Source organism: Mycobacterium montefiorense (assembly GCF_025823255.1).
Classification (GTDB): domain Bacteria; phylum Actinomycetota; class Actinomycetes; order Mycobacteriales; family Mycobacteriaceae; genus Mycobacterium; species Mycobacterium montefiorense.
The window spans coordinates 483,688-510,234 of sequence record NZ_JACKVL010000006.1 but is presented as its reverse complement, the minus strand read 5'-3'; the positions used below and the strand labels follow the sequence as shown (position 1 = coordinate 510,234).

25 protein-coding genes are annotated in these 26,547 nt (G+C 66.7%); 9 read left to right on the top strand and 16 right to left on the bottom strand.

Features of this window, described 5'->3' with window-relative positions:
• Nucleotides 1-5 precede the first annotated feature (5 nt).
• Genes H7K34_RS04280 through H7K34_RS04270 form a run of 3 tightly spaced genes read right to left on the bottom strand, consistent with a single transcriptional unit; the run spans nt 6 to nt 4,090 of the window.
• On the bottom strand, nt 6-779 hold the full coding sequence (locus tag H7K34_RS04280; RefSeq protein WP_264060289.1) for a CPBP family intramembrane glutamic endopeptidase: 774 nt from the start codon (nt 777-779) through the stop codon (nt 6-8).
• A gap of 37 nt (nt 780-816) precedes the next feature.
• Nucleotides 817-3,195 (bottom strand): phosphoketolase family protein, encoded by a 2,379-nt coding sequence (locus tag H7K34_RS04275; protein WP_264060288.1) that lies wholly within the window; start codon nt 3,193-3,195, stop codon nt 817-819.
• A 46-nt stretch (nt 3,196-3,241) separates the two neighbouring features.
• Entirely contained in the window at nt 3,242-4,090 is an 849-nt protein-coding gene (locus tag H7K34_RS04270; RefSeq protein ID WP_264060287.1) for an SDR family oxidoreductase, read from the bottom strand.
• Nucleotides 4,091-4,124: 34 nt separating this feature from the next.
• On the opposite strand from H7K34_RS04270, the gene H7K34_RS04265 reads away from it, so the two are divergent.
• On the top strand, nt 4,125-4,703 hold the full coding sequence (locus H7K34_RS04265) for a GNAT family N-acetyltransferase (RefSeq protein ID WP_235616790.1): 579 nt from the start codon (nt 4,125-4,127) through the stop codon (nt 4,701-4,703).
• Between the two features lie 4 nt (nt 4,704-4,707).
• Here H7K34_RS04265 and H7K34_RS04260 read toward each other — a convergent pair whose 3' ends face one another.
• Complete coding sequence (locus H7K34_RS04260; protein WP_264060285.1) at nt 4,708-5,622, bottom strand: undecaprenyl-diphosphate phosphatase; 915 nt, start codon at nt 5,620-5,622, stop codon at nt 4,708-4,710.
• 125 nt (nt 5,623-5,747) lie between these two features.
• Here H7K34_RS04260 and H7K34_RS04255 point away from each other — a divergent pair, with 125 nt between their 5' ends.
• The 3 genes from H7K34_RS04255 to H7K34_RS04245 all read left to right on the top strand — a co-directional run bounded on the left by H7K34_RS04255 (nt 5,748) and on the right by H7K34_RS04245 (nt 11,937).
• A complete protein-coding gene (locus tag H7K34_RS04255) occupies nt 5,748-8,150 on the top strand; it encodes a CaiB/BaiF CoA transferase family protein (RefSeq protein WP_264060279.1) in 2,403 nt (800 codons plus the stop codon).
• 68 nt (nt 8,151-8,218) lie between these two features.
• Nucleotides 8,219-9,703, top strand: coding sequence for an acetyl-CoA acetyltransferase (locus tag H7K34_RS04250; protein WP_264060269.1), 1,485 nt, complete (start codon nt 8,219-8,221; stop codon nt 9,701-9,703).
• 110 nt (nt 9,704-9,813) lie between these two features.
• Nucleotides 9,814-11,937 carry an NAD(P)H-binding protein gene (locus tag H7K34_RS04245; protein ID WP_264060267.1) on the top strand — a complete coding sequence of 708 codons (2,124 nt, stop codon included), beginning with the start codon at nt 9,814-9,816 and terminating at the stop codon, nt 11,935-11,937.
• On the opposite strand, the gene H7K34_RS04240 is transcribed toward H7K34_RS04245, so the two are convergent.
• From H7K34_RS04240 to H7K34_RS04210, 7 genes are all read right to left on the bottom strand, one after another.
• Nucleotides 11,911-13,143, bottom strand: coding sequence for an NAD(P)/FAD-dependent oxidoreductase (locus H7K34_RS04240; RefSeq protein ID WP_264060265.1), 1,233 nt, complete (start codon nt 13,141-13,143; stop codon nt 11,911-11,913). The two genes, H7K34_RS04245 and H7K34_RS04240, sit on opposite strands and share 27 nt — an antisense overlap.
• A 142-nt stretch (nt 13,144-13,285) precedes the next feature.
• On the bottom strand, nt 13,286-13,618 hold the full coding sequence (locus H7K34_RS04235; protein WP_264060264.1) for a TfoX/Sxy family protein: 333 nt from the start codon (nt 13,616-13,618) through the stop codon (nt 13,286-13,288).
• Between the two features lie 39 nt (nt 13,619-13,657).
• On the bottom strand, nt 13,658-14,047 hold the full coding sequence (locus tag H7K34_RS04230) for a nitroreductase family deazaflavin-dependent oxidoreductase (RefSeq protein ID WP_108923558.1): 390 nt from the start codon (nt 14,045-14,047) through the stop codon (nt 13,658-13,660).
• Between the two features lie 42 nt (nt 14,048-14,089).
• Nucleotides 14,090-14,578, bottom strand: coding sequence for a hypothetical protein (locus tag H7K34_RS04225; RefSeq protein WP_264060262.1), 489 nt, complete (start codon nt 14,576-14,578; stop codon nt 14,090-14,092).
• A 67-nt stretch (nt 14,579-14,645) separates the two neighbouring features.
• Nucleotides 14,646-16,970, bottom strand: coding sequence for an endopeptidase La (gene lon, locus H7K34_RS04220; RefSeq protein WP_264060260.1), 2,325 nt, complete (start codon nt 16,968-16,970; stop codon nt 14,646-14,648).
• Between the two features lie 101 nt (nt 16,971-17,071).
• On the bottom strand, nt 17,072-17,620 hold the full coding sequence (locus H7K34_RS04215) for a CGNR zinc finger domain-containing protein (protein WP_264060258.1): 549 nt from the start codon (nt 17,618-17,620) through the stop codon (nt 17,072-17,074).
• A gap of 128 nt (nt 17,621-17,748) precedes the next feature.
• The gene (locus tag H7K34_RS04210; RefSeq protein ID WP_264060256.1) at nt 17,749-18,984 is read right to left on the bottom strand and encodes an alpha-hydroxy acid oxidase; all 1,236 of its coding nucleotides are present in this window, start codon (nt 18,982-18,984) and stop codon (nt 17,749-17,751) included.
• Between the two features lie 18 nt (nt 18,985-19,002).
• Between H7K34_RS04210 and H7K34_RS04205 the strand changes: the two genes are divergently transcribed.
• The gene (locus H7K34_RS04205) at nt 19,003-19,437 is read left to right on the top strand and encodes a DUF1810 domain-containing protein (RefSeq protein WP_264060249.1); all 435 of its coding nucleotides are present in this window, start codon (nt 19,003-19,005) and stop codon (nt 19,435-19,437) included.
• Here the strand turns inward: H7K34_RS04205 and H7K34_RS04200 are convergent.
• Genes H7K34_RS04200 through H7K34_RS04190 form a run of 3 tightly spaced genes read right to left on the bottom strand, consistent with a single transcriptional unit; the run spans nt 19,434 to nt 21,896 of the window.
• The gene (locus H7K34_RS04200; RefSeq protein ID WP_264060245.1) at nt 19,434-20,747 is read right to left on the bottom strand and encodes an alpha-amylase family protein; all 1,314 of its coding nucleotides are present in this window, start codon (nt 20,745-20,747) and stop codon (nt 19,434-19,436) included. The genes H7K34_RS04205 and H7K34_RS04200 overlap by 4 nt on opposite strands.
• Nucleotides 20,748-20,757: 10 nt before the next feature.
• The gene (locus H7K34_RS04195) at nt 20,758-21,294 is read right to left on the bottom strand and encodes an alkyl hydroperoxide reductase (protein WP_264060243.1); all 537 of its coding nucleotides are present in this window, start codon (nt 21,292-21,294) and stop codon (nt 20,758-20,760) included.
• Nucleotides 21,295-21,308: 14 nt separating this feature from the next.
• Nucleotides 21,309-21,896 (bottom strand): peroxiredoxin, encoded by a 588-nt coding sequence (locus H7K34_RS04190; RefSeq protein WP_264060241.1) that lies wholly within the window; start codon nt 21,894-21,896, stop codon nt 21,309-21,311.
• 102 nt (nt 21,897-21,998) lie between these two features.
• Here H7K34_RS04190 and H7K34_RS04185 point away from each other — a divergent pair, with 102 nt between their 5' ends.
• Entirely contained in the window at nt 21,999-22,934 is a 936-nt protein-coding gene (locus H7K34_RS04185; protein ID WP_264060239.1) for a hydrogen peroxide-inducible genes activator, read from the top strand.
• A 3-nt stretch (nt 22,935-22,937) separates the two neighbouring features.
• Here the strand turns inward: H7K34_RS04185 and H7K34_RS26605 are convergent, their stop codons facing one another.
• Nucleotides 22,938-24,083 (bottom strand): PPE family protein, encoded by a 1,146-nt coding sequence (locus tag H7K34_RS26605; RefSeq protein ID WP_276059268.1) that lies wholly within the window; start codon nt 24,081-24,083, stop codon nt 22,938-22,940.
• Nucleotides 24,084-24,297: 214 nt separating this feature from the next.
• On the opposite strand from H7K34_RS26605, the gene H7K34_RS04175 reads away from it, so the two are divergent.
• From H7K34_RS04175 to H7K34_RS04165, 3 genes are read left to right on the top strand one after another with little or no spacing between them, the layout of a single operon-like run.
• On the top strand, nt 24,298-24,999 hold the full coding sequence (locus H7K34_RS04175) for a hypothetical protein (protein WP_264060237.1): 702 nt from the start codon (nt 24,298-24,300) through the stop codon (nt 24,997-24,999).
• 10 nt (nt 25,000-25,009) lie between these two features.
• The gene (locus tag H7K34_RS04170) at nt 25,010-25,453 is read left to right on the top strand and encodes a PPOX class F420-dependent oxidoreductase (RefSeq protein WP_264060235.1); all 444 of its coding nucleotides are present in this window, start codon (nt 25,010-25,012) and stop codon (nt 25,451-25,453) included.
• Between the two features lie 37 nt (nt 25,454-25,490).
• Complete coding sequence (locus H7K34_RS04165; protein WP_264060233.1) at nt 25,491-26,249, top strand: enoyl-CoA hydratase/isomerase family protein; 759 nt, start codon at nt 25,491-25,493, stop codon at nt 26,247-26,249.
• Nucleotides 26,250-26,298: 49 nt separating this feature from the next.
• On the opposite strand, the gene H7K34_RS04160 is transcribed toward H7K34_RS04165, so the two are convergent.
• Nucleotides 26,299-26,496 carry a (2Fe-2S)-binding protein gene (locus H7K34_RS04160; protein ID WP_108924351.1) on the bottom strand — a complete coding sequence of 66 codons (198 nt, stop codon included), beginning with the start codon at nt 26,494-26,496 and terminating at the stop codon, nt 26,299-26,301.
• Nucleotides 26,497-26,547: the final 51 nt, after the last annotated feature.

The window sequence follows — 26,547 nt, the reverse complement described above, 5'->3', positions numbered from 1 at the left end:
CAGACTCAGTTCGACAGATGCCAGACCAGCGCCGCCGCCAGCGCGCCCAGCCCATTCAATGACCAGTGCAGTGCGATCGGAGCGATCAGACTGCCGCTGCGCCGACGCAACCAGCTGAAGACGAAACCCGCACTGCCCGTGGCCAGCACCGCCAAGGTCACCCCGGCCGCCATTCCGAAAAAGCCGCCGCCGAACAGCCGGGTAAAGCCGACGTTGCTGCTGGTCAGCCCGAGTGACGTGGCGACGTGCCACAGACCGAACAGCAACGAGCCAACGAGTGCGACCCCGCGAAATCCCCAGGCCCGATGCAGCGCGCCGTGCAGCACACCCCGGAAGGCCACCTCCTCGGGGATCACGGTTTGCAGCGGAATGATGACCATCGAGGCGATCAGCGCACCGGAGACCGTCGCGTAATGGTTGTTCAGGAACATCGGCCGCGTCGTGGGCAGCAGCACGCCGACCGCGATGACCGACGCCACAACGGCTACGGCGGCCAGCGCATAGCCCAGGCCAGACTTCCAGTGCTCGCGGCCCAGGCCCAGGTCGACCCAGTCCAGACCGGTGGTGCGCATCAATGCCACCAGCCCGACGGCAGCCACCGGCACGGTCGCGACGCCCGCCCATGGCGTGGTGAAGTGCGCGATCAGGTTCGTCAGCACCAGCACCGCGACCACGACGGCGATGTCGAAGTACAGCCTAAGCCGGTGCAGTGCCGACAATTGCGACACCACCGGGTGGAGGTCAACGGCGTCGAAGGCCGTTGCAGCGTGCTCAGACATCGTCGCCGAGTTTACCTGCGCGTCCTCGTCGCGCAGGTCACCTGGAATTCCAGGTCCAGTGCGCGATGCGCGGGTCGTCTTCGCCGTGCTCACGCGTGTAGCGGCGGGCGTCCAGCCGCGCGTCGTCCATTCGTTGCCGCAGCAGCGCGGCCCGGCCCGCCAATCCGTCGACCCGGTCGATGACGTCCATGACCAGGTGAAATCGGTCGAGGTCGTTGAGCATCACCATGTCGAACGGCGTCGTCGTAGTGCCCCGCTCTTTGAACCCGCGCACGTGGATGTTCGAGTGATTGGTGCGGCGATAGCTCAGGCGGTGGATCAGCCACGGATAGCCGTGGTAGGCGAAGATGACCGGTTTATCGCGGCTGAACAATGCGTCGAATTCCTTGTCGGGCAAGCCATGTGGGTGCTCGGAATCCGGCTGCAGGCGCATCAGGTCGACGACGTTGACCACCCGCACCGCCAGGTCGGGCAATTCACGGCGCAAGATGTCGGCGGCGGCCAGCGTCTCCTGGGTGGGGATGTCCCCGGCGCAGGCCAGCACCACGTCGGGTTCGCCGGTCGCGGTGCTGGCCCACTCCCAGATTCCCAGGCCGCGGGTGCAGTGCGCGATCGCGGAGTCCATGTCGAGGTAGGCCAGCGCGGGCTGCTTTCCGGCGACGATGACGTTGATGTAGTCGCGGCTGCGCAGGCAGTGGTCGGCCACCGACAGCAGCGTGTTGCCATCCGGCGGCAGGTACACCCGCACGATCTCGGCGCGCTTGTTGGCGACCAGGTCGATGAATCCGGGGTCCTGATGCGAGGCGCCGTTATGGTCCTGGCGCCACACGTGCGAGCTCAACAGGTAGTTGAGCGACGCGATCGGCTGCCGCCAGGGCAGCTCGCGGCTGGTGGACAGCCATTTCGCGTGCTGGTTGAGCATCGAGTCGACGATGTGCACGAACGCCTCGTAGCAGTTGAACAGCCCGTGCCGCCCAGTCAGCAGGTAACCCTCCAGCCAGCCCTGGCACAGGTGTTCGGAGAGCACCTCCATCACGCGGCCATCCGGCGCGAGGCCTTCGTCATCGGGCTCGGTCCGCGAAAGCCACACCTTGTCGGTGGACTCGAACACGGGCGAGAGCCGGTTGGACGCGGTTTCGTCGGGCCCCATCAGCCGAAAGCGGTCCGGGTTGCCGATAATGACGTCGCGCAGGAAGGTTCCCAGCACCCGGGTGGCCTCATGAGTGGACGAGGCCGGCTTTTCGACCGGCACCGCGTAGTCGCGGAAGTCCGGCAGGTCCAGCTCGCGCAGCAGCAGGCCGCCGTTCGCGTGCGGGTTGGCGCTCATCCGTCGCCGGCCCTTCGGCGCCAGCTCGCGCAGCTCCGAACGCAGCACGCCGTGGGAGTCGAACAACTCCTCGGGCCGATAGCTGCGCAGCCACTCTTCCAACTGCGCGCGGTGCGCGGGGTTGTCCTTCGTCTCGGAGAGCGGCACCTGGTGTGCGCGCCAGGTGCCCTCGACGTGCTTGCCGTCGGCCTCCTTGGGTCCCGTCCAGCCTTTCGGCGTGCGCAGCACGATCATCGGCCAGACCGGACGGTTGGTCGTGGTGCCGCCCCGCGCCGCGCTCTGAATGCCGGCAATGTCGTCGAAGGCGTCGTCGAGCGCGGCGGCCAGCTCGCGGTGCACGGCGGCCGGATCGTCGCCGGCGACCGTGATCGGCCGGTATCCGTAGCCGCGCAACAGCGATTCGAGTTCGGCGTGCGGGATGCGGGCCAGCACGGTCGGGTTCGCGATCTTGTAGCCGTTGAGATGCAGGATTGGCAGCACCGCCCCGTCGACGGCGGGGTTGAGGAATTTGTTCGAGTGCCAGCCGGCCGCCAGCGGCCCGGTCTCGGCCTCGCCGTCACCGATCACGCACGCGACCACCAGATCGGGGTTGTCGAACGCCGCCCCGAAGGCGTGCACCAGCGCATAGCCGAGTTCGCCGCCTTCGTGGATGGATCCCGGAGTCTGGGCGGCCACATGGCTGGGGATGCCGCCGGGGAAGGAGAACTGGCGGAACAGCCTGCGCAGGCCTTCGGTGTCCTCGCCGATACCGCTATACACCTCGGTGTAGGTGCCTTCGAGATAGGCGTTGGCCACCAGGCCGGGGCCGCCGTGGCCCGGCCCGGTGACGTAGATGACGCTGGCGTCGCGGTTGCGGATGATCCGGTTCAGGTGCGCATAGACGAGGTTGAGCCCCGGGGTGGTGCCCCAGTGCCCGAGCAGCCGGGGCTTGACGTGTTCGGCCGCCAGCGGCTCGGCGAGCAGCGGGTTGTCCAGCAGATAGATCTGCCCGACCGACAGATAGTTGGCGGCGCGCCAATACTTGTCGATCAGGGTGAGTTCGTCGTCGGAGAGTACTTCTGGCGCGGTTGTCGGGGTCTGCGGGCTCACTTGCCCGATTGTCCGCGCCGCCGATGGACGCCGCTAGGAGCGAAAGTCACTCCTCGCCGCGAGCACGGGTCTCGTAGGCCTGGCGCTTTTCAACGTCGATGTCATCGGTGAAGATATGCTCGCCACCCATGACGCGGTTCAGCCCTTCGGAGACGACGCGGGGCAGGAACTTCTGCGAGGCGATCAGCGCGCCGGCCGCCTTCGTGACGCGCACCCGGGGCTTGGGGCGGGCGACGAGCCCGACGATCGCGTCGGCGATGTCGGACGGCTCGGCGTTTCTGAATCCCTTCATGCCCGCGGTACCCGCGACGAGTTCGGTGTTCACGAACGTCGGCAACACCATCGAGAATTTCACTCCGGCCGGGCGGTACTCCAGCCTGGCGGCGTCGGTGAAGCCGATCACGGCGTGCTTGCTGGCGCCGTAGGTCGCCAGTCCGACGGAGTAGATCTCGCCGGCCAGGGAGGCGACGTTGATGACGTGTCCGGATCCGCGGGGGACCATGCGCTGCGCCGCCAGCTTGCTGCCCAGGATCACGCCGTAGACGTTGATGTCCAGAATCCGCCGGGTGACGGCGTCCGGTTCGTCGATGACGCGGCCGATCGGCATGATGCCGGCGTTGTTGACCAGCACGTCGATCGGGCCGAGCTGGCGCTCGACCTCGTCGAGGAATTCCGAGAACGAGTGCGGATCGGTGACATCGAGTTTCCCGTAAACGTCGAGGCCGAGCGCGGCGCCAGACTCCTTGACCCTGACCTCGTCGATGTCCCCGATCGCGACCTTGGCGCCCAGGTTGTGCAGGGCGGTCGCGGTGGCCAGGCCGATTCCCCGTGCACCGCCGGTGATCACGATGACCTTGCCCTGAACTTTGAGGCCGATGGATGCCGTGTCTGCCATCCGCTAAGCACAACACTCGGCTTCGGGTGGCGCAATGACGGCCCGCCGAGCGCGCAACATCAACGGCGGCTGCCGGGTCCCGCGCAGCGGAGTCGATACTGCAAATATGCCCAGCGTGCGACGAGCCGTCCCGGCCGATGCGCATGACGTGGCTGGCGTACACATCCGGTCTTGGCAATGGGCCTACCAAGGGCTGCTCGCGCAGGAGTACCTCGACGGCCTCGAGCCGGAAGCCTGGGCCACCAGATACACCTTTGGCCGGATGGGGTTTGCGCTACCGTCCACCCAGGTCGCGGTCGAGGGCTCGACGGTGTGCGGCCTGGTCACCACCGGTCTTTGCCGCGACGGCGACTTGTCGAATTTCGGTGAGCTGATGGCGATCTACGTCGATCCGCCATATCTGCGTAGCGGCGTCGGCCGCTTGTTGATGACCGCCGCCCGGCTTCGGCTGCGCCGGGTCGGTGTTTCGAACGCCGCGCTGTGGGTGCTGGACGGCAATGCCCGCGCGCGCCGGTTCTACGAACGCGACGGTTGGGGGTGCGACGGGACACACCGCACCTCGGTCTACGGCGACGAGCCGGTCGACGAAGTGCGCTATCGATGCACGCTTTAGCGGACTAGCGCAGGGTCAACCAGGCGAGGCTCCCGGCCCCGAACAGCGCGCAGTAGATGGCGAACGGGATGAGGGTGCGGGTTTCGAAGTACCGGGTGAGGTAGCGGACAGCCAGGTAGGCGCAGATGAACGAGGCGAGGCTGCCGGCCAGGACCTGGCCGCCGATCCCGGCGCCCAGCGGCCCGAACAGATCGGGGATCTTGTACACCCCGGCGGCCAGGATGATTGGCGTCGCCAGCAGGAACGAGAAGCGGGCGGCGTCTTCGTGCGACAGGCCGCGCCATAGGCCCGCCACGATCGTGATGCCGGAGCGGCTGATGCCGGGTAGCAGCGCCAGGATCTGAGCGCTGCCGATCAACAGGCCACGGCGCAGCGGCACCTCGGCAAGCCGGTGGTCGACGGCTTCGCCGGTGTGCACGGCTCGGTCGTCGGCAACATCGGGATCGGGCGCGGCCGCGCGGCGGCGGCGCAGCAGCTCGCCCGCGTACAGGGCAATTCCATTGAGCAGCAGGAAGGCCGCTGCGGGAATCGGTTTGCCCAGCGTGGTCCGAAACAGCTTTTCCAGGAACAGACCAGCCAGGCCCACCGGGATGGTGGCGACCACGATGAGCCAGGCCAACCGCTCGTTGATGGTCTGGATTCGGCGATGTCGCACCGAGGATACGAATCCGTCCAGCACGCGCAGCCAGTCTCGCCAGAAGAACACCAGCAGCGCGGCGGCGGTGGCAACGTGCAAGCCCACGATGAACGCCAGGTACGGCGACTGGGGTGCGGCGACGTCCAAGTCGCGGGCCCATTGGCCACCGACCAGCGCCGGCACCAAAATCGAGTGCCCGAGGCTGGAGACCGGGAACAGCTCGGTCACACCCTGGGCGGCGCCGACCAAAAGAGCTTCGACGTAACTCAAGTGCGCACTCACGAGCCCGGTCTCTCCATTCCTGCGCGTCGGACAACAAACTACGGAGCGTAGCCGGTCGGCGATCCCCATCCGAACCAGGTTGAGCGGCTGTGCATTTGGTCACGGCCGACCGGTACGGTGGGCGGATGGCCGACAGGTTGCTCGCCGGGGTGCGCGTCCTCGACTTGTCGGGCGGGGTCACCGATGCGGTGACCCGCCTGCTCGCAGACCTTGGGGCCGACGTCGTCAAGGTGGAGCCCCCGGGCGGCAGCCCGGCTCGCGACGACCGCCCGACACTGGCCGGCGCCGGCATCCCATTCGCCGTGCACAACGCCAACAAGCGAAGCGTGGTGTGCAACCCGCTCGACGACGACGACCGCCGCACGTTCTTCGAGCTCGTCGGGGACACCGACATCGTGGTAGACGCCGGCCCGGCAAGTCAGGCCGCGGCGTTCGGGACCACGTGTGCCCAGCTGGCGGATCGCTACCCGCACCTGGTCGCGCTGTCGATCAGCGACTTCGGCACGACCGGTCCGCGCAGTTCGTGGCGCGCGACCGACCCCGTGCTGTTCGCGATGTCGGGTTCGCTGTCGCGGTCCGGACCGACGACCGGCACCCCGGTGTTGCCGCCCGACGGCATCGCCTCGGCTACCGCCGCCGTGCAAGCGACCTGGGCCGCACTCGTCGCATACTACGACAGACTACGTTGCGGCACAGGCGATTACATTGATTTCTCGCGCTTCGACGCGGTCGTCATGGCGCTCGACCCGGCCTTCGGCGCGCACGGTCAGGCCACCGCCGGACAGCGCAGCAGCGCGTGGCGGGGCCGCCCGAAGAATCAGGACCCCTACCCGATCTGCCCGTGCCAGGACGGCTACGTCCGGCTCTGCGTGATGGCGCCCCGGCAGTGGCGCGGTCTGCGCCGCTGGCTGGGGGAGCCGGAGGAATTCCAGGACGCCGAGTACGACACGCTCGGTGCCCGATTCGCCGCGTGGCCGCAGATCAGCGTGCTTGTCGATGCGCTGTTCGCCGACAAGACGATGAAGCAGCTGGTCGCGCAGGGGCAGGCACACGGAGTCCCCATCTCGGCGGTGCTAACGCCGTCGCGGATCCTGGCCTCCGAACACTTCCAGGCCGTCGGCGCGATCACCAATGCCGAGCTGGTCGCCGGGGTGCACACCGACGTGCCGACCGGATACTTCGTCGTCGACGACGAGCGCTCCGGCTTCCGGACCCCGGCCCCGGCCGCCGGGGCGGACGAGCCGCGCTGGCTAGCCGACCCAGTGGCAGCATCTCCGACGGGCCAGCCCGGCGAATACCCGTTCAAAGACCTGCGGATCCTCGATCTGGGCGTAATCGTCGCCGGCGGCGAGCTCAGCCGGCTCTTCGGGGACCTGGGTGCGCAGGTCATCAAGGTCGAAAGCGCGAACTACCCCGACGGGTTGCGCCAGTCACGCGTCGGCGCCGTGATGAGCGAGTCGTTCGCCTGGACCCACCGAAACCACTTGGCGCTGGGCCTCGACCTGCGCAGCGAGCAGGGCAAGGAGATCTTCGCGCGTCTGGTCGCCGAGGCCGACGCGGTATTCGCCAATTTTAAGCCGGGAACCCTTACCTCGCTTGGGTTTTCCTTCGACAAACTGCGCGAGTGCAACCCCCGGATCGTGCTGGCGGGCAGCAGTGCATTCGGAAACCGGGGGCCGTGGAGCAGACGCATGGGTTACGGCCCGTTGGTCCGCGCCACCACCGGCGTGACCAGTCTCTGGACGTCCGAGGAAGCTTCCGCGGAAGCGCGTGCCGCCGGCGCGCGGCATGCGTTCTACGACGCGACGACGATTTTCCCCGACCACGTCGTGGGGCGGGTTACCGCCATCGCCGCACTTGCCGCACTGATACGGCGCGACCGGACCGGCGACCCTGCGCACGTGCACATCTCGCAGGCAGAGGTCGTCGTCAACCAGCTGGACACCCTGTACGTCACCCAGGCCGCGTTACGCGCCGGCGTCGCCGAAGTCAGCGATGACACCAGCGTGCACGCGGTCTACCCGTGCGCCGGTGATGACGAGTGGTGCGCCATCTCGATCCGTTCGGACAACGAATGGCGTTGTGCCACTGCGATATTTCAGCAGCCGCAATTGGCCGACGATCCACGCTTCGCGACGGGGGAGTCGCGGGCCACACATCGTGCGGAGTTGGTGGAGCTCGTCACCCGCTGGACCCGCACCCACACGCCGGTGCACGCCGCCGAAGCGCTGCAGGCGGCCGGGATTGCGGCCGGCCCGATGAACCGTCCGCCGGACGTTCTGCAGGACCCGCAGCTGATCGAGCGAAAAGTGCTCAGCGACATGGCGCATCCCCTGGTAGAGCGGCCGCTGCCGGCCGAGACCGGCCCGGCGCTGTTCCGCCACATCCCGCCGGCCCCACAACGTCCCGCGCCTCTGCCCGGTCAGGACACCCGCGAACTCTGCGGGAAACTACTGGGAATGAGCGCAGCGGAGATCGACCGGCTGATCTCCGATCAGGTGCTGTTCGCGCCGGCCACGACGGCCTGAGCCGGCCCTCGCGCCTGGGCACCGAGCCGCCAGCAGGGCCCGCGCCTTCACCAGGATAAATTCGTGCTATGCCCGTCGACCCCAGAACACCGGTGCTGATCGGCTGCGGCCAGGTCAATCACCGTGACGAGATCGACCCCGAAACGCATTCGGTCGAACCTGTCGACCTGATGGTCGCCGCCGCCGCCGAAGCCGCCGATACCCGGGTGCTCGAGGCCGTGGACTCCATTCGGGTGGTGAACGTCTTGTCGGCGACCTACCGCGACGCCGGGCTGCTGGTCGGCGAGCGAATCGGCGCATCGAAGTTCACGACGCTGTACAGCCCGGTCGGCGGCAACGTGCCACAGACGCTGCTCAACCAGGCGTGCCTGGACATCCAGCAGTGCCGCGCCGGGGTGGTGCTTCTTACCGGCGCCGAAACCTGGCGCACCCGGCGTGGACTGAAGGCCAAAGGCAGCAGGCTCGAGTGGACGCCGCAGGACGAATCCGTGCCGATGGCGCGGGTCAGCAGCGAGGACGTGCCGATGGCCGGCGACGCCGAGATCCGGATCAAGTTGGACCGGCCGGCCTACGTCTATCCACTGTTCGAGCAGTCGCTTCGCATCGCCAACGGCGAGTCGGTCTCCGACCACCGCAATCGCGTCGGCGAGCTGTGGGCGCGTTTCAACGCCGTCGCCCTCAGCAATCCGCACGCGTGGATCCGCAAACCGGCGACCGCGGCGCAGATCTGCGAGCCCGGCCCGCAGAACCGGATGATCAGTTGGCCGTACCCGAAGCTGATGAATTCCAACAACATGGTCGATCAGGGCGCCGCGCTGATCCTGACGTCCGTCGAGCAGGCCAAGCGGCTACAGATCCCCGCCGAGCGGTGGATTTACCCGCACGCCGGCACCGACGCCTACGACACGCCTTCGATCGCCGAGCGGTACGAGCTACACCGCTCTACGGCCATCCGGATCGCCGGTGCGCGGGCACTGGAGCTGGCCGGCCTCAGCATCGACGACGTCGACTACGTCGACCTGTATTCGTGCTTCCCGTCCGCCGTTCAGGTGGCGGCGGCCGAACTGGGATTGAGCACCGACGACCCCGCCCGGCCGCTGACCGTCACCGGCGGGTTGACGTTCGCCGGCGGCCCGTGGAGCAACTACGTGATGCACTCGATCGCCACGGTCGCCGAACTGCTGGTGGCCAATCCCGGCCGGCGCGCCCTGATCACCGCCAACGGCGGCTACCTGACCAAGCACAGCTTCGGCGTCTACGGCACCGAACCACCGAGCGAATTCCGTTGGGAGAACACTCAATCCGCGGTGGAGCGGGAGCCAACCCGGGAGGCGTTGGTGCAGTGGGAAGGTGTCGGCACCGTCGAAGCGTGGACGACGCCGTTTGACCGCGACGGGCGGCCGGAGAAAGCCTTCGTTGCTGTGCGCACGCCCGGCGGGTCCCGGGCGCTGGCGGTCATCGCCGACCCCGACTCGGCGCAAGCGACTACTCGTGAAGACATCGGTGGCGCAAAGGTTGCCGTCACCGCGGACGGCAGCGCCACGCTGCAGTAGGCCAGCCGGGAAATAAAACTCGAGGCTAGAGCACTGTTACCGGCGTTACAGTCGCGCAGTGATAGTGGCGCGCATATTGTCGAATCAGACGTTGGGGGAGGTGAGCCCAGGTGCACATCCTGGTTACCGACGCCACCGGCACAGTCGGGAGGCTCGTCGCACGGCAGCTGATTGCTGCCGGGCATTCGGTCACGGGCATTTCTGAGCGCCCCGACGCCCGGTTGGACCCAGCGGTCGAATTCGTCTGCGCACCGCTGAGCGACCCCGTCCTGCAAGAACTGGCCAACGAGGCCGACGCGGTGATCCATCTGACCCCGGTCGATCCCAGCGCACCGGGCAGCGCGGACATCACCGGGGTGGCCCATGTCACGCACACGGCCGGCCGCGCCGGTGCCCGCTTACTGTTCGTCTCCCAAGCCGCAGGCGCCCGCGAGATTTACCAACCGGCCGAGGATCTGGTATCCAGCAGCCTTGGCCCGAGTCTGATCGTCCGAATCGCGCCGCCGGTGGGCCGCCAGCTCGACTGGATGGTGTGCCGCACCGTGGCCACACTGCTGCGCGCCAAAGTCTCGTCGCAGCCGATCAGGGTGCTGCACCTGGACGACCTGGTGCGCTTCCTGGTGTTGGCGCTGAACAGCGACCGCACCGGTGTGGTCGATCTAGCCACCCCGGACACCACCAACGTGGTGACCGCGTGGCGGCTGCTGCGGTCGGTCGACCCCCGGTCCCGAAATCATCGGATTCGCGGTTGGTCAGCGCTGATTCCACCAATGGATATCGTTGCTGCACAGGAAGATTGGATGTTCGAGTTCGGCTGGCCAGCGTTCGATGCGGTCGCCGACACCGCGCGGGGACTCGTCGGCCGCCGACTCACCGCCGACGGCGCGATCAGCCACGGCGTACAGATGGCGCTTCCCGTGGAGGTCGTCCCGCGCCCCGCGCCGTCTGACGAGTTGCGCAGCGCCGCTCCCGAGGGCGTGGAGGGCGAGTTCGACGACCGCATCGATCCACGGTTCCCGGTCTTCGCCACCAACGGCCTCATCGAAGCGCTGCCCGGCCCGCTGACCCCGATAACGCTGGATATCCAGTTGAGCGGGCTGCGCACCGCCAGCCGGGTGATGGGTCAGGCGCTGGCGCTGGGCGGCGTGGTGGATGACGAATGGGGGAGTAGGGCCATCGCGGTGTTCGGTCATCGGCCCTATGTCGGGGTGTCGGCCAACGCCGTCGCCGCCAACCAGCTACTCGTCTGGGATGACAAGGCCCTGGTCCGCAATGCCTTGGTCGATCAGCCGCAGGTTGGGGACGTGCTGCCATTCGGTCGGCCCCGGCTGGCCGGCGGAGCGCTCGGTTCGGTCGCCAAGGCGGTGGCCACGACACGATCGCTGGCTCTGCTGCGCCATCTCAAGGCCAACACGCGCTCCTACAGCGCCGTCTCTAACGTCGAACATGCCGACGCCACGCAGTTGGGCTTGTTGCCCGACGCAGGCCTCGGAGTTCGGGTGCGGCTGCTGCGGGACCGGATTCACCAAGGCTGGATTCTGACGGCGCTGTGGTTGATCGACGCCGGTGTCACCGCGGCGGCGCTCGAGCACACCGCTGCGAGATCCCGCGTGCCCGGGGTGGGCGCGATCATGGAAAGCGACCGCGTCGCCGACGAGATCGCCGAGCTGACGGCCGCGTTACGTGCAGACCCGCCACTGCGTGCGATGGCACAGGAAGGCAACCTCGCCAGCATCCGTGCGTTGTCTTCATCCACCGCCGGTCTGCTGGACGTCGCGATCGGCCGGATCGGGCACCGTGGTCCCGGGGACGCCGAGCTGGCCAGCCAGGTCTTCAGCGACAACCCGGCGATGCTGCTGGCCGCGGCCGCCGAGACAGCCGCCGCACCGACCGAGCCAGACCCGCCGGCGACGTTGGTCCAGCGGATCGCCAACCACGCGCGCATTTCACGCGAGCTCGCCCACGACACCACCCTGCGTTTTACACATGAGCTTCGAATGACGTTGCGCGAGCTAGGCTCTCGTCGGGTCGACGCCGACCTGATCGATACCGTCGACGACGTGCACTACCTGACCTGCGATGAACTGGTCACAATGCCGGCCGATGCCCGGTTGCGGATCAAACGCCGCCGCGCCGAGCGGGAACGCCTGCAGGCCCAGCACCCGCCCGATGTCATCGACCACGACTGGATACCGGTCGACCGATCGTCAGGCCAGCAGATCAGCCAGGGGTGAGGACGGGTCAGCCAGTTTGTCAGGGTCGACGTACACCTTGGACCGGATCAGGGCTTTGACGTCGTCGAGCACATCCCAGATGTTGACGTTCATCCCGACCCGCACCCGGTTGCCAGCGCCGAGCCAGAATGCGACGAACTCACGACCGGCGACGTCGCCGCGGAAGACCACCCGCTCGAAGTCGGGTGCGTGCCCGGCGTACTCCATCCCGAGGTCGTACTGGTCGGTGAAGAAATAGGGTAGCTCCGCGTATTCGCCTGGCTTGCCGAGCATTCCGGCCGCCGCCACCGCGGGTTGCTTGAGGGCATTGGCCCAGTGTTCGGTGCGGATGCGGGTGCCGAACACTGGATGCTCGGCGGCCGCGATGTCACCGACCGCGTAGATGTCGGGGTCGCTGGTACGCAGCGACGCATCGACGAGCACGCCGCCATCACCCATGGACAGCCCGGCCTGCTCGGCGAGTTCGACGTTCGGCTTGGCACCGACGGCCACCAATACGGCATCGGCGGCGACGGTCGAACCATCGCGCATCCGCAGCCCGGTGGCCGTCCCGTCCGCCACGGAGATCTCCTCGACCTGTGCCTGCAGGCGCAAATCCACCCCGTGGTCGCGATGCAGGTTGGCGAACACTTCGCCGACGGTTTCACCGAGCGCAGCCGCCAACGGTTGTTTGGCTGCCTCGACGACGGTCACCGCGACGCCCCGCTGGCGGGCAGCAGCGGCCACCTCGAGGCCGATCCATCCGGCGCCAACCACGGCCAGCGAAGATCCTTCGGTCAGAACAGAATTCAGTCGCTCCGCATCGTCGTAGCTGCGCAGGTAGTGAACTCCGTCGGCATCCGATCCGGGGATCGGTGGGCGCCGCGATGCCGACCCGGTCGCCAGCAGCAGCTTGTCGTAGCTCGCCGTGGTGCCGTCGCGAAGTTCGACGGTGTGCGCGGCGGGGTCCAAGCTGGACACCCGCGATCCCAGCCTCAAGTCGACCTTCTGGCCGAAGTACCAGTCGGAGTTGCGCACCGTGAAATCGGTCAGCGACTTCTTCCCGGCGAGATACTCCTTGGAGAGCGGTGGTCGCTCGTAGGGCAGATGTGCCTCGTCGGCGAATAGAAGGATTCGCCCATCAAAGTCGTTGTCGCGCAATGCTTCTACTGCTTTTGCTCCGGCAAGTCCACCGCCGACGATGACGAATGTATTCGAGCTGGCCATATTCGCTGCTCCGTTCGTGTCGCATTTCCACCCTACTCGCGCCGGGCAAACTCACCAGATCCCGCGGCAACACCCGCGGGATCTGGGCGACTTGCTCATAGATCGGCGCGTACCCGCCACGCACACCGGCAAACAGGTTCGGTTACTTCGGCGGCAGGCCGCGCGCGTACCCGACACCGCGGGTAACCCAACTCTCAAGCTGGCGTTTGGTTTTGACGCCCTCGGCGTCGACACGCAACCACCCCCGGGTTTCGCGGCCGGCCATCACCATCGGGCTGACGTGGGCGCGAGCCACCAGCTTGGCGGTGTCCTGGGGCGGCACCCGCACCATCAATCCGCCCTTGCCGCTGGCCGCTACCGCCAGGTGTCCGCCGACCAGGAAGGCGAGTCCACCGAACATCGACTTCTCGTCGACACCGCGCTGCGCGGCCAGCAACTCGCGGATCCGGTTAGCGAGTTCGACGTCGTATGCCATGCGTCGACGCTAATCGCCCGCACCGACACGCTGACCGGGTCAGTCCAGATCGACCCGGATGGTCAGCAGCTCGCTGCCCATCATGCGGACCACCGCGCTGTTGAGCCGCGGCAGATTGCCCAGCCGCTGCACCGCGTCGTCGTCGGGCAGCAGGTGAGCGGTTCCGTTGCGCCATTGACCGCCGAGACGCACCCGTACGCCCGGGTTGGCCTTGATGTTGCGCACGTAGTCCGAGTGGTCGCCGTGTTCGGAGACCATCCAGAACTTGTTGTCCACCACGCGTCCGCCGACGGGGGTGTGTCGTGGCTGGCCACTCTTTCGGCCGGTTGTTTCGAGCATGGTCACCGGCAATTGCCGGCCTACTGGATTGACCACCAGTCGTTGAACGCGGTGCACTACTTGCCGTTTGAGATCGCCGAGGTCGGTCATAACGCCCATTGTGCATCGGTCGTCAAATGCGCTGCACTTAGCCTAGGCCGACCGCGGGGCGGGGACGCCGACGGCACGCAAAACCCACTCGCGCGGAACAGCGAACGCCAGCGACCGGCGCGGGATAGAGGTCAGCACCGGCTCGGGAATCGTGGTCTTGTAGCGCAGGGACAGCTGACCGGAGAACGCCGGGTCGATTTGGCCGACGTCCAGCTGCAGCACCAGCCCGTCCTGGGAGAACTCGGCTGTCACCGGTCCGTCCTGGGGCGCATCCCAGCGCTGGTCGATGGCCCGGCCGGCGAGTTTGGGAACCGTCGACAAGGTGCCGAGGACCCGCTGGGAAGTTAATACCAGCGCCCCGGCGTAGCTGCGGATATTTCCTTTGGAGACGAATCCCGGTACCGAGCCACTGAAGCGGAAGGTGACGGGCACGAACTCGGCGAGGTGGATGATTCCCTCCGGTTCGACTTCGCTCCGCATATCGGCGGGAAGCTTGCCAATTCGAAGGATTCTGCGCAGCATCAGGACCATCCACGCACTTTAGCGGCTATGGCCGGGATCGCGAAGTGTTTGCTGTGCGATCCCGACCAAACTCACGTCAGGCAGCCACCGTGGCGGTCTGCGCCGCCGGTTCCAATGCCTGCACAACGATCTCCGCCACGTCGGTCATCGGTTTGACGGTCAGCGCCTCGAGCACCTCGGCCGGCACGTCATCCAGGTCCGGCTCGTTTCGCTGCGGGATGAAAACCGTTGATAAACCAGCACGTTGGGCGGCCAGCAGCTTCTGCTTGACGCCACCGATCGGCAGCACCCGACCGTTCAGCGTGACCTCACCGGTCATGCCGACGTCCGAGCGGACCTGACGTCCGGTGGCCATCGACACTAGCGCGGTGACCATCGTGACACCGGCCGACGGGCCGTCCTTGGGCACGGCGCCGGCGGGCACGTGCACGTGGATGCGTCGGTCCAGTGCCTTGGGATCGACGCCCAATTCGGCGGCATGGGAGCGGACGTAGGACAGCGCGATCTGCGCGGATTCCTTCATCACCTCACCCAGCTGACCGGTCAATTGCAACCCGGGCTCGCCGTCGGTGGCCCCGGCTTCGATGTAGAGCACATCGCCGCCCAGGCCGGTGACCGCCAGTCCGGTAGCGACGCCGGGCACCGCGGTACGTTCCGCCGATTCGGGGGTAAACCGCGGCCTGCCAAGGTAATCCACCAGTTCAGGCTCGTCGATGGTCTTGGGGCTCGGGTCCTCGGCCAGCTTGGTCGTCACCTTGCGCAGCGCCTTGGCCAGCAGCCGCTCGAACTGCCGAACGCCCGGCTCGCGGGTGTAGTCGGCGGCTATCTTGCGTAGCGCGGCGTCCGTAACGGCGACCTCGTCGGCGGTCAGTGCCGCCCGCTCCCGCTGCCGGGGCAGCAGATACTCGCGGGCGATGGCGACCTTGTCGTCCTCTGTGTAGCCGTCGATCGTCACCAGCTCCATACGGTCCAGCAGGGCCGAAGGAATGTTCTCAATCACGTTGGCGGTCGCCAAAAACACGACGTCGGACAAGTCGAGGTCCAGATCCAGATAGTGGTCACGAAACGTGTGGTTCTGCGCCGGGTCCAGCACCTCGAGCAGTGCCGCGCTCGGGTCGCCACGATAGTCGGAACCGACTTTGTCGATTTCGTCTAGCAGCACAACGGGATTCATCGATCCCGCCTCGCCGATCGCACGCACGATGCGGCCGGGTAACGCGCCGACGTAGGTACGCCGGTGCCCGCGGATCTCGGCCTCATCGCGCACACCGCCCAGTGCGACACGCACGAACTTGCGGCCCAGCGCCGTGGCCACGCTCTCGCCCAGCGAGGTTTTACCGACCCCGGGCGGACCGGCCAGCACCATCACCGCGCCGGAGCCTCGGCCGCCGACGACTTGCAGGCCACGCTGGGCACGTCGGGAACGCACCGCCAGATATTCGACGATGCGATCCTTGACGTCGTCCAGTCCGTGGTGGTCTGCGTCCAGGATGCCCCGCGCCGCAACAAGATCCGTCGAATCCTCGGTGCGGACGCTCCAGGGCAGTTCTAAAACGGTGTCCAGCCAGGTACGAATCCAGCCGCTTTCCGGGCTTTGGTCACTCGAGCGTTCCAGCTTTCCGACCTCCCGCAGCGCGGCCTCGCGGACGTTGTCCGGCAGTTCGGCGGCCTCCACCCGGGCCCGGTAGTCGTCGGATCCGTCGGGTTCACCCTCGCCGAGTTCCTTGCGGATCGCGGCGAGCTGTTGGCGCAGCAGGAACTCCTTCTGCGTCTTCTCCATGCCGTCGCGCACGTCGTCGGCGATCTTGTCGTTGACTTCGACTTCAGCCAAGTGGTCGCCGGTCCAGTCGATCAGCACTCGCAGCCGCTCTGCGACGTCCACGGTCTCCAGCAGCTGCCGCTTCTGCACATCGGTCAGGTACGACGCGTAGCCCGACGTATCAGCCAGCGCCGACGGGTCGGTCAGGCTGTTGACGTAGTCGATGATCTGCCAGGCTTCGCGCCGTTGCAGCATTGCCAGCAGCAGCTTCTTGTACTCCGCCGCGAGCGTCTTGACCTCATCGCCGGCATCGGCGTCGTCGATCTCGGTCACCTCGACCCACAAGGCGGCGCCGGGGCCCGACGCGCCCGCCCCGATCTGCGCCCTGCGTTCGCCACGCACCACGGCGGCGGTGCCGCCACCGCCGGGAATCCGTCCGAGGGTAAGAATCTTTGCGATCACACCGTGGGACGGGTAGCGGTCCTCCAGCCGGGGGGCGATCAGCAGTTCACCCGAATCACTGGCCCGGGCCGCGTCGATGGCGGCCCGCGAGGAATCGTCCAGGGCGATCGGCACGACCATTCCGGGCAACACGATCGTGTCAGTAACGAAGAGCACCGGCACCGATTTAGGTTCAGACATCTTTTCTCCAAAGGTTTAGTCTGTTGCGCTCAACCTTTGCCAGATGGCTTTTGTTCCCGGCCGATCTCGGGCGTGCGGTGTGACCTAGCTCAATCGGCAGTTCAATTGGCAGAAGCGCGCTGGCGGGCGCGGAATGCCTGAACCTTCACTTTGTTGCCGCAGGTGGCCATGCCGCACCAGTGGCGATTCTTGGCCCGCGAGGAATCGACGTACAGCAGCGAGCAGTTCGGGTGGTCACATCGCTTGACGTTGTCGATGTCGGACCCGGCGAGCAGCTCGAGCAGATCCGCGGCCAGGCTGGCAAGCAGTTGCGACGCGGTGCCCTCGCTGCTCGTCCCGCCGTCGGGCAGCAGCCGTGGTGTCAGCTGGGGTTGCGATGCCTGGGCGTTCAGCAGTTCTACGTCGGCCGGCCTTGGCTTGCGGTCGTCCAGCCGCGCGATAGCGGTCCGGTAGATCGCTTCGCGCACTTCGATCGCGGTGACGAGATCGTCGTCGGTGACCTCGATTCCGGTGTCCACCAGCCCCGCCTGGCGGGCCCATTCCGAGAGCACCGCAGGCTCGGTCAACTGCTCGTCGCGAGAGGTGTTGCGGTGCTTCAGCGTGCCGGCGAAGTTGAGGCACATCCGGCCGCATACGAACCCGAATTTCACGTAACCACCTTGGCAGGTTTCAGGCTGACCCGCAACCGGAACCGGCAGCCGTTCAACGGCCGGCTTGAGCGCATTCCCGCGCCGAGCGTGCGGCCAGCTTCACGTTCGGCCGGCCCGGCTTGCCACGGTTACTCGACCGGCGCCAGCCGCCGTAGCTGCGTCACATGGGCGGGTGACAGCTCCTCGAGGCAGGTCACGCCCAGCAGACGCATGGTGCGCAGCACCCCGGTCTGAAGAATCTCGATGGCGCGGTTCACACCTGCCTCGCCGCCGGCCATCAGTCCGTACAGATACGCCCGCCCCACCAGCGTGCACCGCGCCCCCAGCGCGATCGCGGCCACGATGTCGGCACCCGACATGATGCCGGTGTCCACCAGGATCTCGGTGTCCTTGCCGACCTCGCGCGCCACCGCCGGCAACAGGTGGAATGGCACCGGGGCCCGATCCAACTGGCGGCCACCATGATTGGACAACACGATGCCGTCGGCGCCGCGGTCGACCACCGCACGTGCATCGTCGAGCGTCTGGATGCCCTTGACCACGAGCTTGCCGGGCCATTGCTCCTTGATCCAGGCCAGGTCGTCGAAGGTGAGGCTGGGGTCGAACATCGTGCTCAGGTATTCGCCGACGGTTCCCGGCCAGCGATCCAGCGACGCGAATGCCAGCGGTTCGGTGGTCAGTAGGTCGAACCACCATTTCGGGTGCGGCACCGCGTCGAGCACGGTGCGCAGCGTCAACGACGGCGGGATTGTCATCCCGTTGCGGTTATCACGGAAGCGTGCGCCGGAGACCGGAACGTCGACGGTGGCCAGCAAGGTGTCGAATCCCGCGGCGGCGGCGCGCTTGACCAGCGCCATCGACCGCTCGCGGTCCTTCCACATGTACAGCTGAAACCATTTGCGGCCCTGCGGGACGGCGGTGACGAGGTCTTCGATCGCGCAGGTGCCGAGCGTGGACAGCGAGAACGGGATGCCGGCCTGGGCCGCCGCCGCCGCGCCGGCGATCTCACCCTCGGTGTGCATCAACCGGGTGAATCCGGTCGGCGCGATCCCGAACGGCAGGGCGACCGGCTGTCCCAGCACGTTCCACCCCGCGGTCACCTTGCTGACGTCGCGCAGGATTGTCGGATGAAACTCGATGTCGCGGAAGGCTTGTCGGGCGCGCACGATCGATAGCTCGTCCTCGGCCGCACCGTCGGTGTAGTCGAAGGCCGCCCTGGGGGTGCGTCGTTTGGCGATGCGTCGCAGGTCGTCGATCGTGAATGCGGCGTCGAGCCGGCGCTTGGTGGCATCGAACTGGGGCCGCTTGAACTGCATCAGTGGCGCGATGTCGCGGGCCTTGGGCATGCGTCGTTTGACCACCATATATGCCACCGTAGTCATATGGACTCGACAGACGACCCCTTCGATCTGACACGTTTCGTTGTCGCCCAGGCTCCCGTCTACCGCAGCGTCGTCGAAGAGTTGCGCGACGGACGAAAACGCGGTCACTGGATGTGGTTCGTCTTCCCGCAGTTGCGCGGCTTGGGCCGCAGCCCGACGGCGGTCCGGTACGGCATCTCGTCATTGCAGGAGGCCCGCGCCTATCTCGGGCATGAGCTGCTGGGGCCGCGATTGCGTGAGTGCACCCAACTGGTCAACCTGGTGCAAGGCCGTACCAGCACGGAGATTTTCGGTTCACCCGACGATCTCAAGCTGCACTCGTCGATGACGCTGTTCGCCCTCGCCACCGACGACCGCGAGGACTTCACCACACTGCTGGACAACTACTACCGCGGCCAGCAGGACTCCCTGACGCTGGCCCAGTTGCACGACTAAGCGGGGCGCAGGATTCGCCAGCCGTGCGCCTCGACGGTCACCTCATCGACGATCTCGCTGGGTGGGGCAGCGGAGCCGGCGACCACCTCGACACGCGCCGGACCCAGCTCCGAGGGCATCAGCCGCAACGGCTGGTCCTCGATGTTGAGCGCCACCAACAGCGATTCGTCGCCGCTGCGCGTCTCGTAGACGTAGTGCTGGTTAGCCAGCCGTAGCGATGTGGTGGTGGCCGCATGCAGCCAGGGGTGCCGTCGCCGCAGCCCGACGAGGAATTGGTGCAGTCGCCACATCTCGGCGCCTAAGTCATCCAATGGCATTGGGGGAGAGAAGAACTCCGGGCGCACCGCGTCATCGCCACCGTAGCGCTCCTCTTTGACAGCGCGAAATCCGAACTCGTCGCCCGCGTACACGCTCGGCACACCGCCGATCGTCAACAGCAGCACCAGCGCGTGCGACAGATGATCGACGTTTTCCAGTTGGCTGGCGATGCGGGTGACGTCGTGATTACCGATGAAGGTCAGCGGCGCGAAGCTGGCCAAGAACTCACTGTGCCGCCGCAGGGCCCAGTCCAGCTCGAAGAAGTTGCCGTCGTTGAGGCTGCTCCAGATCGCCTTCCACAACTCGTACTGCGTGGCCGAGTCGAACGTGGCTCCCTCGACGATCGCCGCGTAGTCGCCATGGATGAGTTCGCCGACGAACCAGCCGTCGGGATGCCGCTCGCGCACCTTCGGCAACACCTTCGCCCAGAATTGTTGTGGTACAGCATAAGCCGCGTCCAGCCGCCAGCCGTCCGCGCCCCGCTGCAACCAGTGCGCCATCACGTCGACGACGTAGTCGACGACCTCGGGGTTGTCGTGGTTGAGGGTAATGAGCTCGGAATGCCCCTCGAAGTTATGAAAGCGACCGGGGCGCCCACGAAACCAGCGTGCCGCCGCGTCGTCGTGTGGCGCTCGGGAGTATCGCGAGAAGTCCACACCGACATGGTTGAACACGCCGTCCAGCAGCACCCGCAAGCCGCGGCTACGGGCTTGCGCGATCAGATAGTCGAAGTCCGCGTCGTCACCGAGCCGGGGGTCAATTCGGTAGTGGTCGGTCGTGTCGTAACCGTGTGCGCGCGAGGCGAATATCGGCCCCAGCGCAATTCCGGATGCCCCCAGCTCGATGGCGTGATCGAACCACTCGGCGAGTCGCCGCAACCGGTGTTCGCCCGCGCCCGGCGGGGCCGATCCCTCGGGTGTGGGAAAAGCTCCCACGAAGCCCAAGGGATAGACCTGCCACCAGATCGCATGTGAGACCCAGGTCGGCGTCACGAAGTGACGATCAGCCGACGCTTGCCAGTGTCTCGGCGGTGGTGATCGCCTGGCCCACACCGGAAACGATCGCGGCGGCCTTCAGCGCTTCCAAGATCACTTCGCGATCCACACCGGCCTCACGAAGCGTGTGCTCGTGGGCGACGACGCAGTGCGAGCAGCCGTTGATCGACGACACCGCGAACGACCACAGCTCGAAGTTGGCCTTGTCCACGCCCGGGTTGCCGATGATGTTCATCCGCAATCCGGCGCGCAGGTCGTCGTACTTGCCCTCCAGGAACCCGCGGCCACGGTAGAACACGTTGTTCAGGCCCATGATGGACGCGGCCCCAAGCGCCGCTTGGTACGCCTCTGCAGACAGATTGTCTGCTGCCTCGGACCCAATCTCGGCTAGCACCTGGGTGTTTCGCGTTGCCGCGGCACTGGCCAGCAGGGTGCCCCATAACTGCTCGTCGTTCAGCACGGTAGTACGGGTGATCGAGCCGAGGTTGAGCTTGAGGTCCTTGGCGTACTCCGGCAGCGCTTCCTTCAGATTCTCGATGCTCATCACAACCTCCAGATCTACGCCGAAGCCTTGAGCAGTTCGCCGGCATCCAGGGTCGGGTCGCCCTTACGCCAGTTGCAGGCACACAGCTCGTCAGATTGCAGAGCATCCAGGACCCGCAGCACCTCGTCCACGTTACGCCCCACGGATCCTGCGGTCGCCGAGACGAATTGGACCTCGTTGTTGGGGTCGACGATGAAGGTGACGCGATCAGCCACGCCGTCGCCGTTGAGCACTCCGGTGGCCAAGGCGAGTTCGCGCTTGATGTCCGAAAGCATCGGGAACGGCAGCTTCTTGAGGTCGTCGTGCTGGGCACGCCACTGGAAGTGCACGAATTCACTGTCAACCGAAACGCCGAGCACCTGTGCGTCGCGATCCTCGAACTCGTCGTTCAGCTTGCCGAATGCGGCGATCTCGGTCGGGCAGACGAAGGTGAGGTCCTTCGGCCAGAAGAAGACAATCCGCCACTTGCCCTCGTAGTCGTCGCTGGAGATGGTTTTGAAGTAGTCCTCGGGCTGCTGAGCGTCGACCTTCGACAGGTCGCCACCGATCAGCCCGGTGAGCTCGTAGGCGGGGAACTGGTCGCCGATCGTAAGCAGTGTCATGTCCGCTCCTTATCTGGATTAATTCAAAATTAAGTATCTGTCACCATATTGCCGGGAGCGATGTCTGAAGTAAAGGTGATATATCGCACTATACTTATAGGCATGACCGATAAGAGTTTTCAGCCGACCCTGGCCGGGCTGCGGGCGTTTGCCGCTGTAGCCGAAAGACATCATTTCGGCGGTGCCGCAACGGATCTCGGCGTCAGCCAGTCGACGCTCTCGCAATCGCTGGCGGCGCTGGAGACGGGCCTGGGCACCCGCCTCGTCGAGCGCTCGACGCGGCGTGTCCGCTTGACGCGGGAAGGCATCCAACTCCTGCCGCTCGCCCAATCCGTGGTCGAGGCCGCGGAGGCGTTTACCGCCGCGGCGGGCGGCACCTCGGATCCGCTGCAGGGCACCCTGCGACTGGGCATGATCCCCACCGTCGCGCCGTATGTGTTGCCCACCGTGCTGGCCGGGTTGTCCAGTCGGCTGCCCGCACTGACGCTTCGGGTCATCGAGGACCAAACCGAACGGCTGCTGGCGGCGCTGCGCGAGGGGTCGCTGGACGCGGCATTGATCGCGCTGCCCGACGGCACCAGCGGGATCACCGAGGTCGGAATCTACGAGGAGGATTTCCTGCTCGCGGTGTCACCCGGGCACCCGCTGTCCGGCAAACGCCGGGTGCCGGTATCGGCATTGGCCGACCTACCGCTGCTGCTGCTGGACGAGGGCCATTGCCTGCGCGATCAGGCCCTCGATGTCTGTCAAAAGGCCGGTGTGCAAGCCGAACTCGCCGATACCCGGGCCGCGTCGCTAGCCACCGCGGTGCAGTGCGTGACCGGCGGCCTTGGGGTGACGCTGATCCCGCAGAGCGCCGCGCCGGTGGAAGCCGCGCGCAGCCAGCTCGGGCTCGCGGAGTTTGCGACTCCGCGCCCGGGCCGGCGAATCGGCTTGGTGTTCCGCTCCGCGAGCGGCCGCGACGAATCCTATCGGCGGCTTGCCTCCATCATCGGGGAGTCGATCGGCAGTGAACAACAGGTCCGCCTGGTCATATAACGTCTAATCGGCCGCGGCCGCGAGCGCGTCCATGAATGCGTCGACATTGAGTTGGGGTTGGATTCCCGCCGTGCCCGCGAGGCCCGGAGCGCTGGTGACCATGGCCGCCGGTGCTGCCCCCAACGCGCTCGACGAGCTGGCGACGACGGGAGCGACGGGGGTGACCACGGAGCCGGTAGTGATAGTGCCGCTGTTGATGGCGGTGACGAGGCCGGTGCTGGCGTCGATGGTGACGTCGACACCGGCGCCGGCGGTGACGGAGCCGCTGGGGATGGTGAACCCAGCGCCTTGTACCCAGGGTTGGTACACGGTATAGGTGCCACTCAGCAACGTGATCCCGTAGGACTCCCTGAGCAACGGAGTTCCGAAGCTGCTGACGACCTGCCCTTGGTACATCCAGGTGGCGAGGCTGTCGACTGTGAACGCGGCGCCAGGGCTGGCGGTGACGGGGTTCCCGGGGGTGACGGTGAAGGTCACACCGGGGTCGATGGTGGCGCCGCCGAGTGCGATGTTGGCGGTGCTGCCGGGGGGCAGCGGCGGGTCGACGAGGTTGGACTGCTGCGTGGCGAGGCGCTGGATCATCTGGGTCAGGGATTGGGTGCGGGCGCTGGTGGTGTTGGCCGTGGTTTGGGCCACCGAGTTGGCCTGGTCAGTTTGCCCATTCGGGCTGGTGGTCTGCGGCGGCTCATCAAACGACTGCAGCGTGCTCGCGGTCGCCGAATCGGCGGCGTAGGTGTACATCGCGGCCGCGTCCTGGACCCACATCTGCGCGTATTCGGCTTCGGTCGCCGCGATCGCCGCGGTGTTTTGCCCGAAGAAATTCGTCGCGACCAACGCCATCAACAGCGCCCGATTCGCCCCGATCACCGGCGGCGGCACCGTCATCGCGAACGCCGCCTCATAGGCCGCGGCGGCCGCATACGCCTGCGCGGCCGTGACCCCGGCCTGAGCCGCGGCGGCCTGCAACCACGCCACATACGCTGCCGCCGCGCCCGACATCGCCAGCGACGACGGGCCGAACCAGAACAGCCCGGTCAGCCCCGACGCCGACGAGGAGTATCCCGCGGCAGCCGATTCCAGCTCGGCGGCCACCGCATCCCAGGCCGCCGCCGCGGCCAACAGCGGCCCCGATCCCGGGCCGGCATACATCAACCCCGAGTTGACCTCTGGGGGCAGCAACCCGAAATCTATGGCCTCTAGCTCTCGTCATCACGTGCCAACGCGTTCGTCGACCATCGTTTACCAAAACGACAACGGAACGTTCCGGGACGGACTACTGCATTTTTTGCGCGTCAACGAAGCACTACTGCATTCGCCGTTCGGTCGTCCCATAGCTCGGCGGCGCCGGCTGTAGGTTCCACGTATGGAAAAGGTGATCGCGGTGCTCAGGCGTGCCGACTCGAACGACGAATGGTGTGCCCGCCAACGGGGTCCGGTCGCGGACGCACTGTTAGACCTCGGCCTGCCGGGGTTGGCAGTCAACGTCCGGGACGACGCAGTGCGCAACTCGCTGATGACGATGACGGTGCTGGACCCGCCCGTCGCAGCCGTGGTGAGCATGTGGACCCAGCAGTGCTACGGCGCACAGACGACCGCCGCGCTGAAGCTGCTCGCCGCGGAATGCGAGCAACTCGATGCCTACCTGGTCACCGAATCGACCCCGCTACCCGGTCCAGATGTCGAACCCGGCCGTCGCACAATCGGTTTCGCGAACGTCGTATTGCTGCGTCGGCCGGCCGAGATGGAGGAGGCGTTCTGGCTGGACCGATGGCAGCTACACCAGACATCCGTCGCGATCGAAACCCAGTCGACGTTCGGCTACACCCAGAACTGGGTGGTGCGGGCACTGACTCCGGACGCCGCGGGAATCTCGGGCATCGTCGAGGAGTTGTTCCCCGCGGAGGCGATAGCCGATCTGCACGCATTTTTCGGTGCCGCCGACGATGACGACCTGAAGGACCGCCTGGGCCGGATGGTCGCCAGCACTACTGCGTTCGGCGCCAACGAGAACATCGACTCGGCGGCAACGAGCCGCTACGTGTTCAGGACGCCGTTTCATACGTAAGGGGAACGAGATGACCACACTCAACGACGCTGTGGCACTGGCGGCGGGCGAAAGCGGGCTGGCGGTGATCTCGACGGTGCGCGCCGACGGAACCGTGCAAGCGTCGTTGGTCAACGTCGGTGAGTTACCCCACCCGCAAACCGGTGAAGCCGTCCTCGGTTTCACCACCTACGGCAAAGTCAAACTCGCCAATCTCCGGGAGCGTCCGCAACTGGCCGTCACGTTCCGCAATGGCTGGCAGTGGGCGACCGTCGAGGGACGCGCGGAACTTGCCGGCCCCGACGACACGCAGCCGTGGCTTGCCGACGCAGAGCAGTTGCGGCTGCTGCTTCGCGAGGTCTTCACCGCCGCCGGCGGAACCCACGACGACTGGGACGAATACGACCGGGTGATGGCCAAGGAACGGCGCGCCGTGGTGCTGATTCCGCCAACCCGCGTCTATAGCAACGGGTGAGCTCAGGCAGGCCCCGGCGCGAGGTTAGGCTGCAGCGGTGACGCTGCTGATCGATGACACCAACCGGGTACGCACCCTGACGCTGAACCGGCCCGAGGCGCTTAACGCGTTCAACGAAGCGCTTTACGACGCCACCGCCGAGGCGCTGTTGGCCGCCGCCGACGACCCGGAGATCGGGGTCGTGGTGCTGACCGGGACCGGACGCGGCTTTTCCGCCGGCACCGATCTCGCCGAGATGCAGGCACGCATCACCGACCCCGACTTCACTGCTGGCAAACACGGATTCCCCGGCATGATCGACGCGCTGAGCGCGTTCCCCAAGCCGCTGATTTGCGCCGTGAACGGCGTCGGGGTCGGCATCGGCGCCACCATCCTGGGCTACGCCGATCTGGCGTTCATGTCGTCGACGGCCCGGCTGAAGTGTCCTTTCACCAGCCTGGGCGTGGCCCCCGAGGCGGCCTCGTCCTATCTGCTGCCGCAACTGGTGGGGCGGCAGAATGCCGCGTGGCTGTTGATGTCCTCGGAATGGGTTGACGCGCAAGAGGCCTTGCGAATGGGCTTGGTCTGGCGGGTCTGCGATCCAGAGGCGCTGCTGCCCGAAACTCGTCGGCATGCCGAGATCCTTGCCGCCCGGCCGGTTTCGAGCCTAATGGCGGTCAAACACACGATGATCGAACCGATTCGGCCGGAAATCTTGGCCGCCACCGCGCGGGAAAACGCACACTTTGCCGAGCTGATGGGCACCTCGGCCAACGCCGCGGCGCTGGCCGACTTCGCGGATCGAAAAAACAGTTAAGGCACTGAGCGCAAAAGCAATTGACGAAACGTGGCGCGATCGTTCGCCGCTAGAGCGACACCGCGGGCTCGAGCTCGGCATCGGCTTGCTTGGACGCCTCGATAATCGCCCGCAAGGTGCGCCGGCACCGACCGCAGTCACCGCCGGCACCACACGCCGCAGCCACCTCCTTGGAGGTGGCTGCGCCCCGGGCCACGCATTCGGCCACGGTGTGATTGGTGACGCCGACGCACAGGCACACGTACATCAGCGCACCTCCCATACACCAGCGGTCACCCGGACGAGCATCATCTTAAGA

What these genes read in the sequence shown, in the direction of transcription:
- H7K34_RS04160 (WP_108924351.1), bottom strand. Translation starts at nt 26,496, where the DNA reads ATGTACGTGTGCCTGTGCGTCGGCGTCACCAATCACACCGTGGCCGAA.
- H7K34_RS04235 (WP_264060264.1), bottom strand. Translation starts at nt 13,618, where the DNA reads ATGGCATACGACGTCGAACTCGCTAACCGGATCCGCGAGTTGCTGGCC.
- H7K34_RS04230 (WP_108923558.1), bottom strand. Translation starts at nt 14,047, where the DNA reads ATGACCGACCTCGGCGATCTCAAACGGCAAGTAGTGCACCGCGTTCAA.
- H7K34_RS04225 (WP_264060262.1), bottom strand. Translation starts at nt 14,578, where the DNA reads ATGGTCCTGATGCTGCGCAGAATCCTTCGAATTGGCAAGCTTCCCGCC.
- H7K34_RS04175 (WP_264060237.1), top strand. Translation starts at nt 24,298, where the DNA reads ATGGAAAAGGTGATCGCGGTGCTCAGGCGTGCCGACTCGAACGACGAA.
- H7K34_RS04170 (WP_264060235.1), top strand. Translation starts at nt 25,010, where the DNA reads ATGACCACACTCAACGACGCTGTGGCACTGGCGGCGGGCGAAAGCGGG.
- H7K34_RS04195 (WP_264060243.1), bottom strand. Translation starts at nt 21,294, where the DNA reads ATGAGCATCGAGAATCTGAAGGAAGCGCTGCCGGAGTACGCCAAGGAC.
- H7K34_RS04280 (WP_264060289.1), bottom strand. Translation starts at nt 779, where the DNA reads ATGTCTGAGCACGCTGCAACGGCCTTCGACGCCGTTGACCTCCACCCG.
- H7K34_RS04210 (WP_264060256.1), bottom strand. Translation starts at nt 18,984, where the DNA reads ATGGTGGTCAAACGACGCATGCCCAAGGCCCGCGACATCGCGCCACTG.
- H7K34_RS04240 (WP_264060265.1), bottom strand. Translation starts at nt 13,143, where the DNA reads ATGGCCAGCTCGAATACATTCGTCATCGTCGGCGGTGGACTTGCCGGA.
- lon (WP_264060260.1), bottom strand. Translation starts at nt 16,970, where the DNA reads ATGTCTGAACCTAAATCGGTGCCGGTGCTCTTCGTTACTGACACGATC.
- H7K34_RS04185 (WP_264060239.1), top strand. Translation starts at nt 21,999, where the DNA reads ATGACCGATAAGAGTTTTCAGCCGACCCTGGCCGGGCTGCGGGCGTTT.
- H7K34_RS26605 (WP_276059268.1), bottom strand. Translation starts at nt 24,083, where the DNA reads ATGTATGCCGGCCCGGGATCGGGGCCGCTGTTGGCCGCGGCGGCGGCC.
- H7K34_RS04190 (WP_264060241.1), bottom strand. Translation starts at nt 21,896, where the DNA reads ATGACACTGCTTACGATCGGCGACCAGTTCCCCGCCTACGAGCTCACC.
- H7K34_RS04250 (WP_264060269.1), top strand. Translation starts at nt 8,219, where the DNA reads ATGCCCGTCGACCCCAGAACACCGGTGCTGATCGGCTGCGGCCAGGTC.
- H7K34_RS04265 (WP_235616790.1), top strand. Translation starts at nt 4,125, where the DNA reads ATGACGGCCCGCCGAGCGCGCAACATCAACGGCGGCTGCCGGGTCCCG.
- H7K34_RS04255 (WP_264060279.1), top strand. Translation starts at nt 5,748, where the DNA reads ATGGCCGACAGGTTGCTCGCCGGGGTGCGCGTCCTCGACTTGTCGGGC.
- H7K34_RS04205 (WP_264060249.1), top strand. Translation starts at nt 19,003, where the DNA reads ATGGACTCGACAGACGACCCCTTCGATCTGACACGTTTCGTTGTCGCC.
- H7K34_RS04270 (WP_264060287.1), bottom strand. Translation starts at nt 4,090, where the DNA reads ATGGCAGACACGGCATCCATCGGCCTCAAAGTTCAGGGCAAGGTCATC.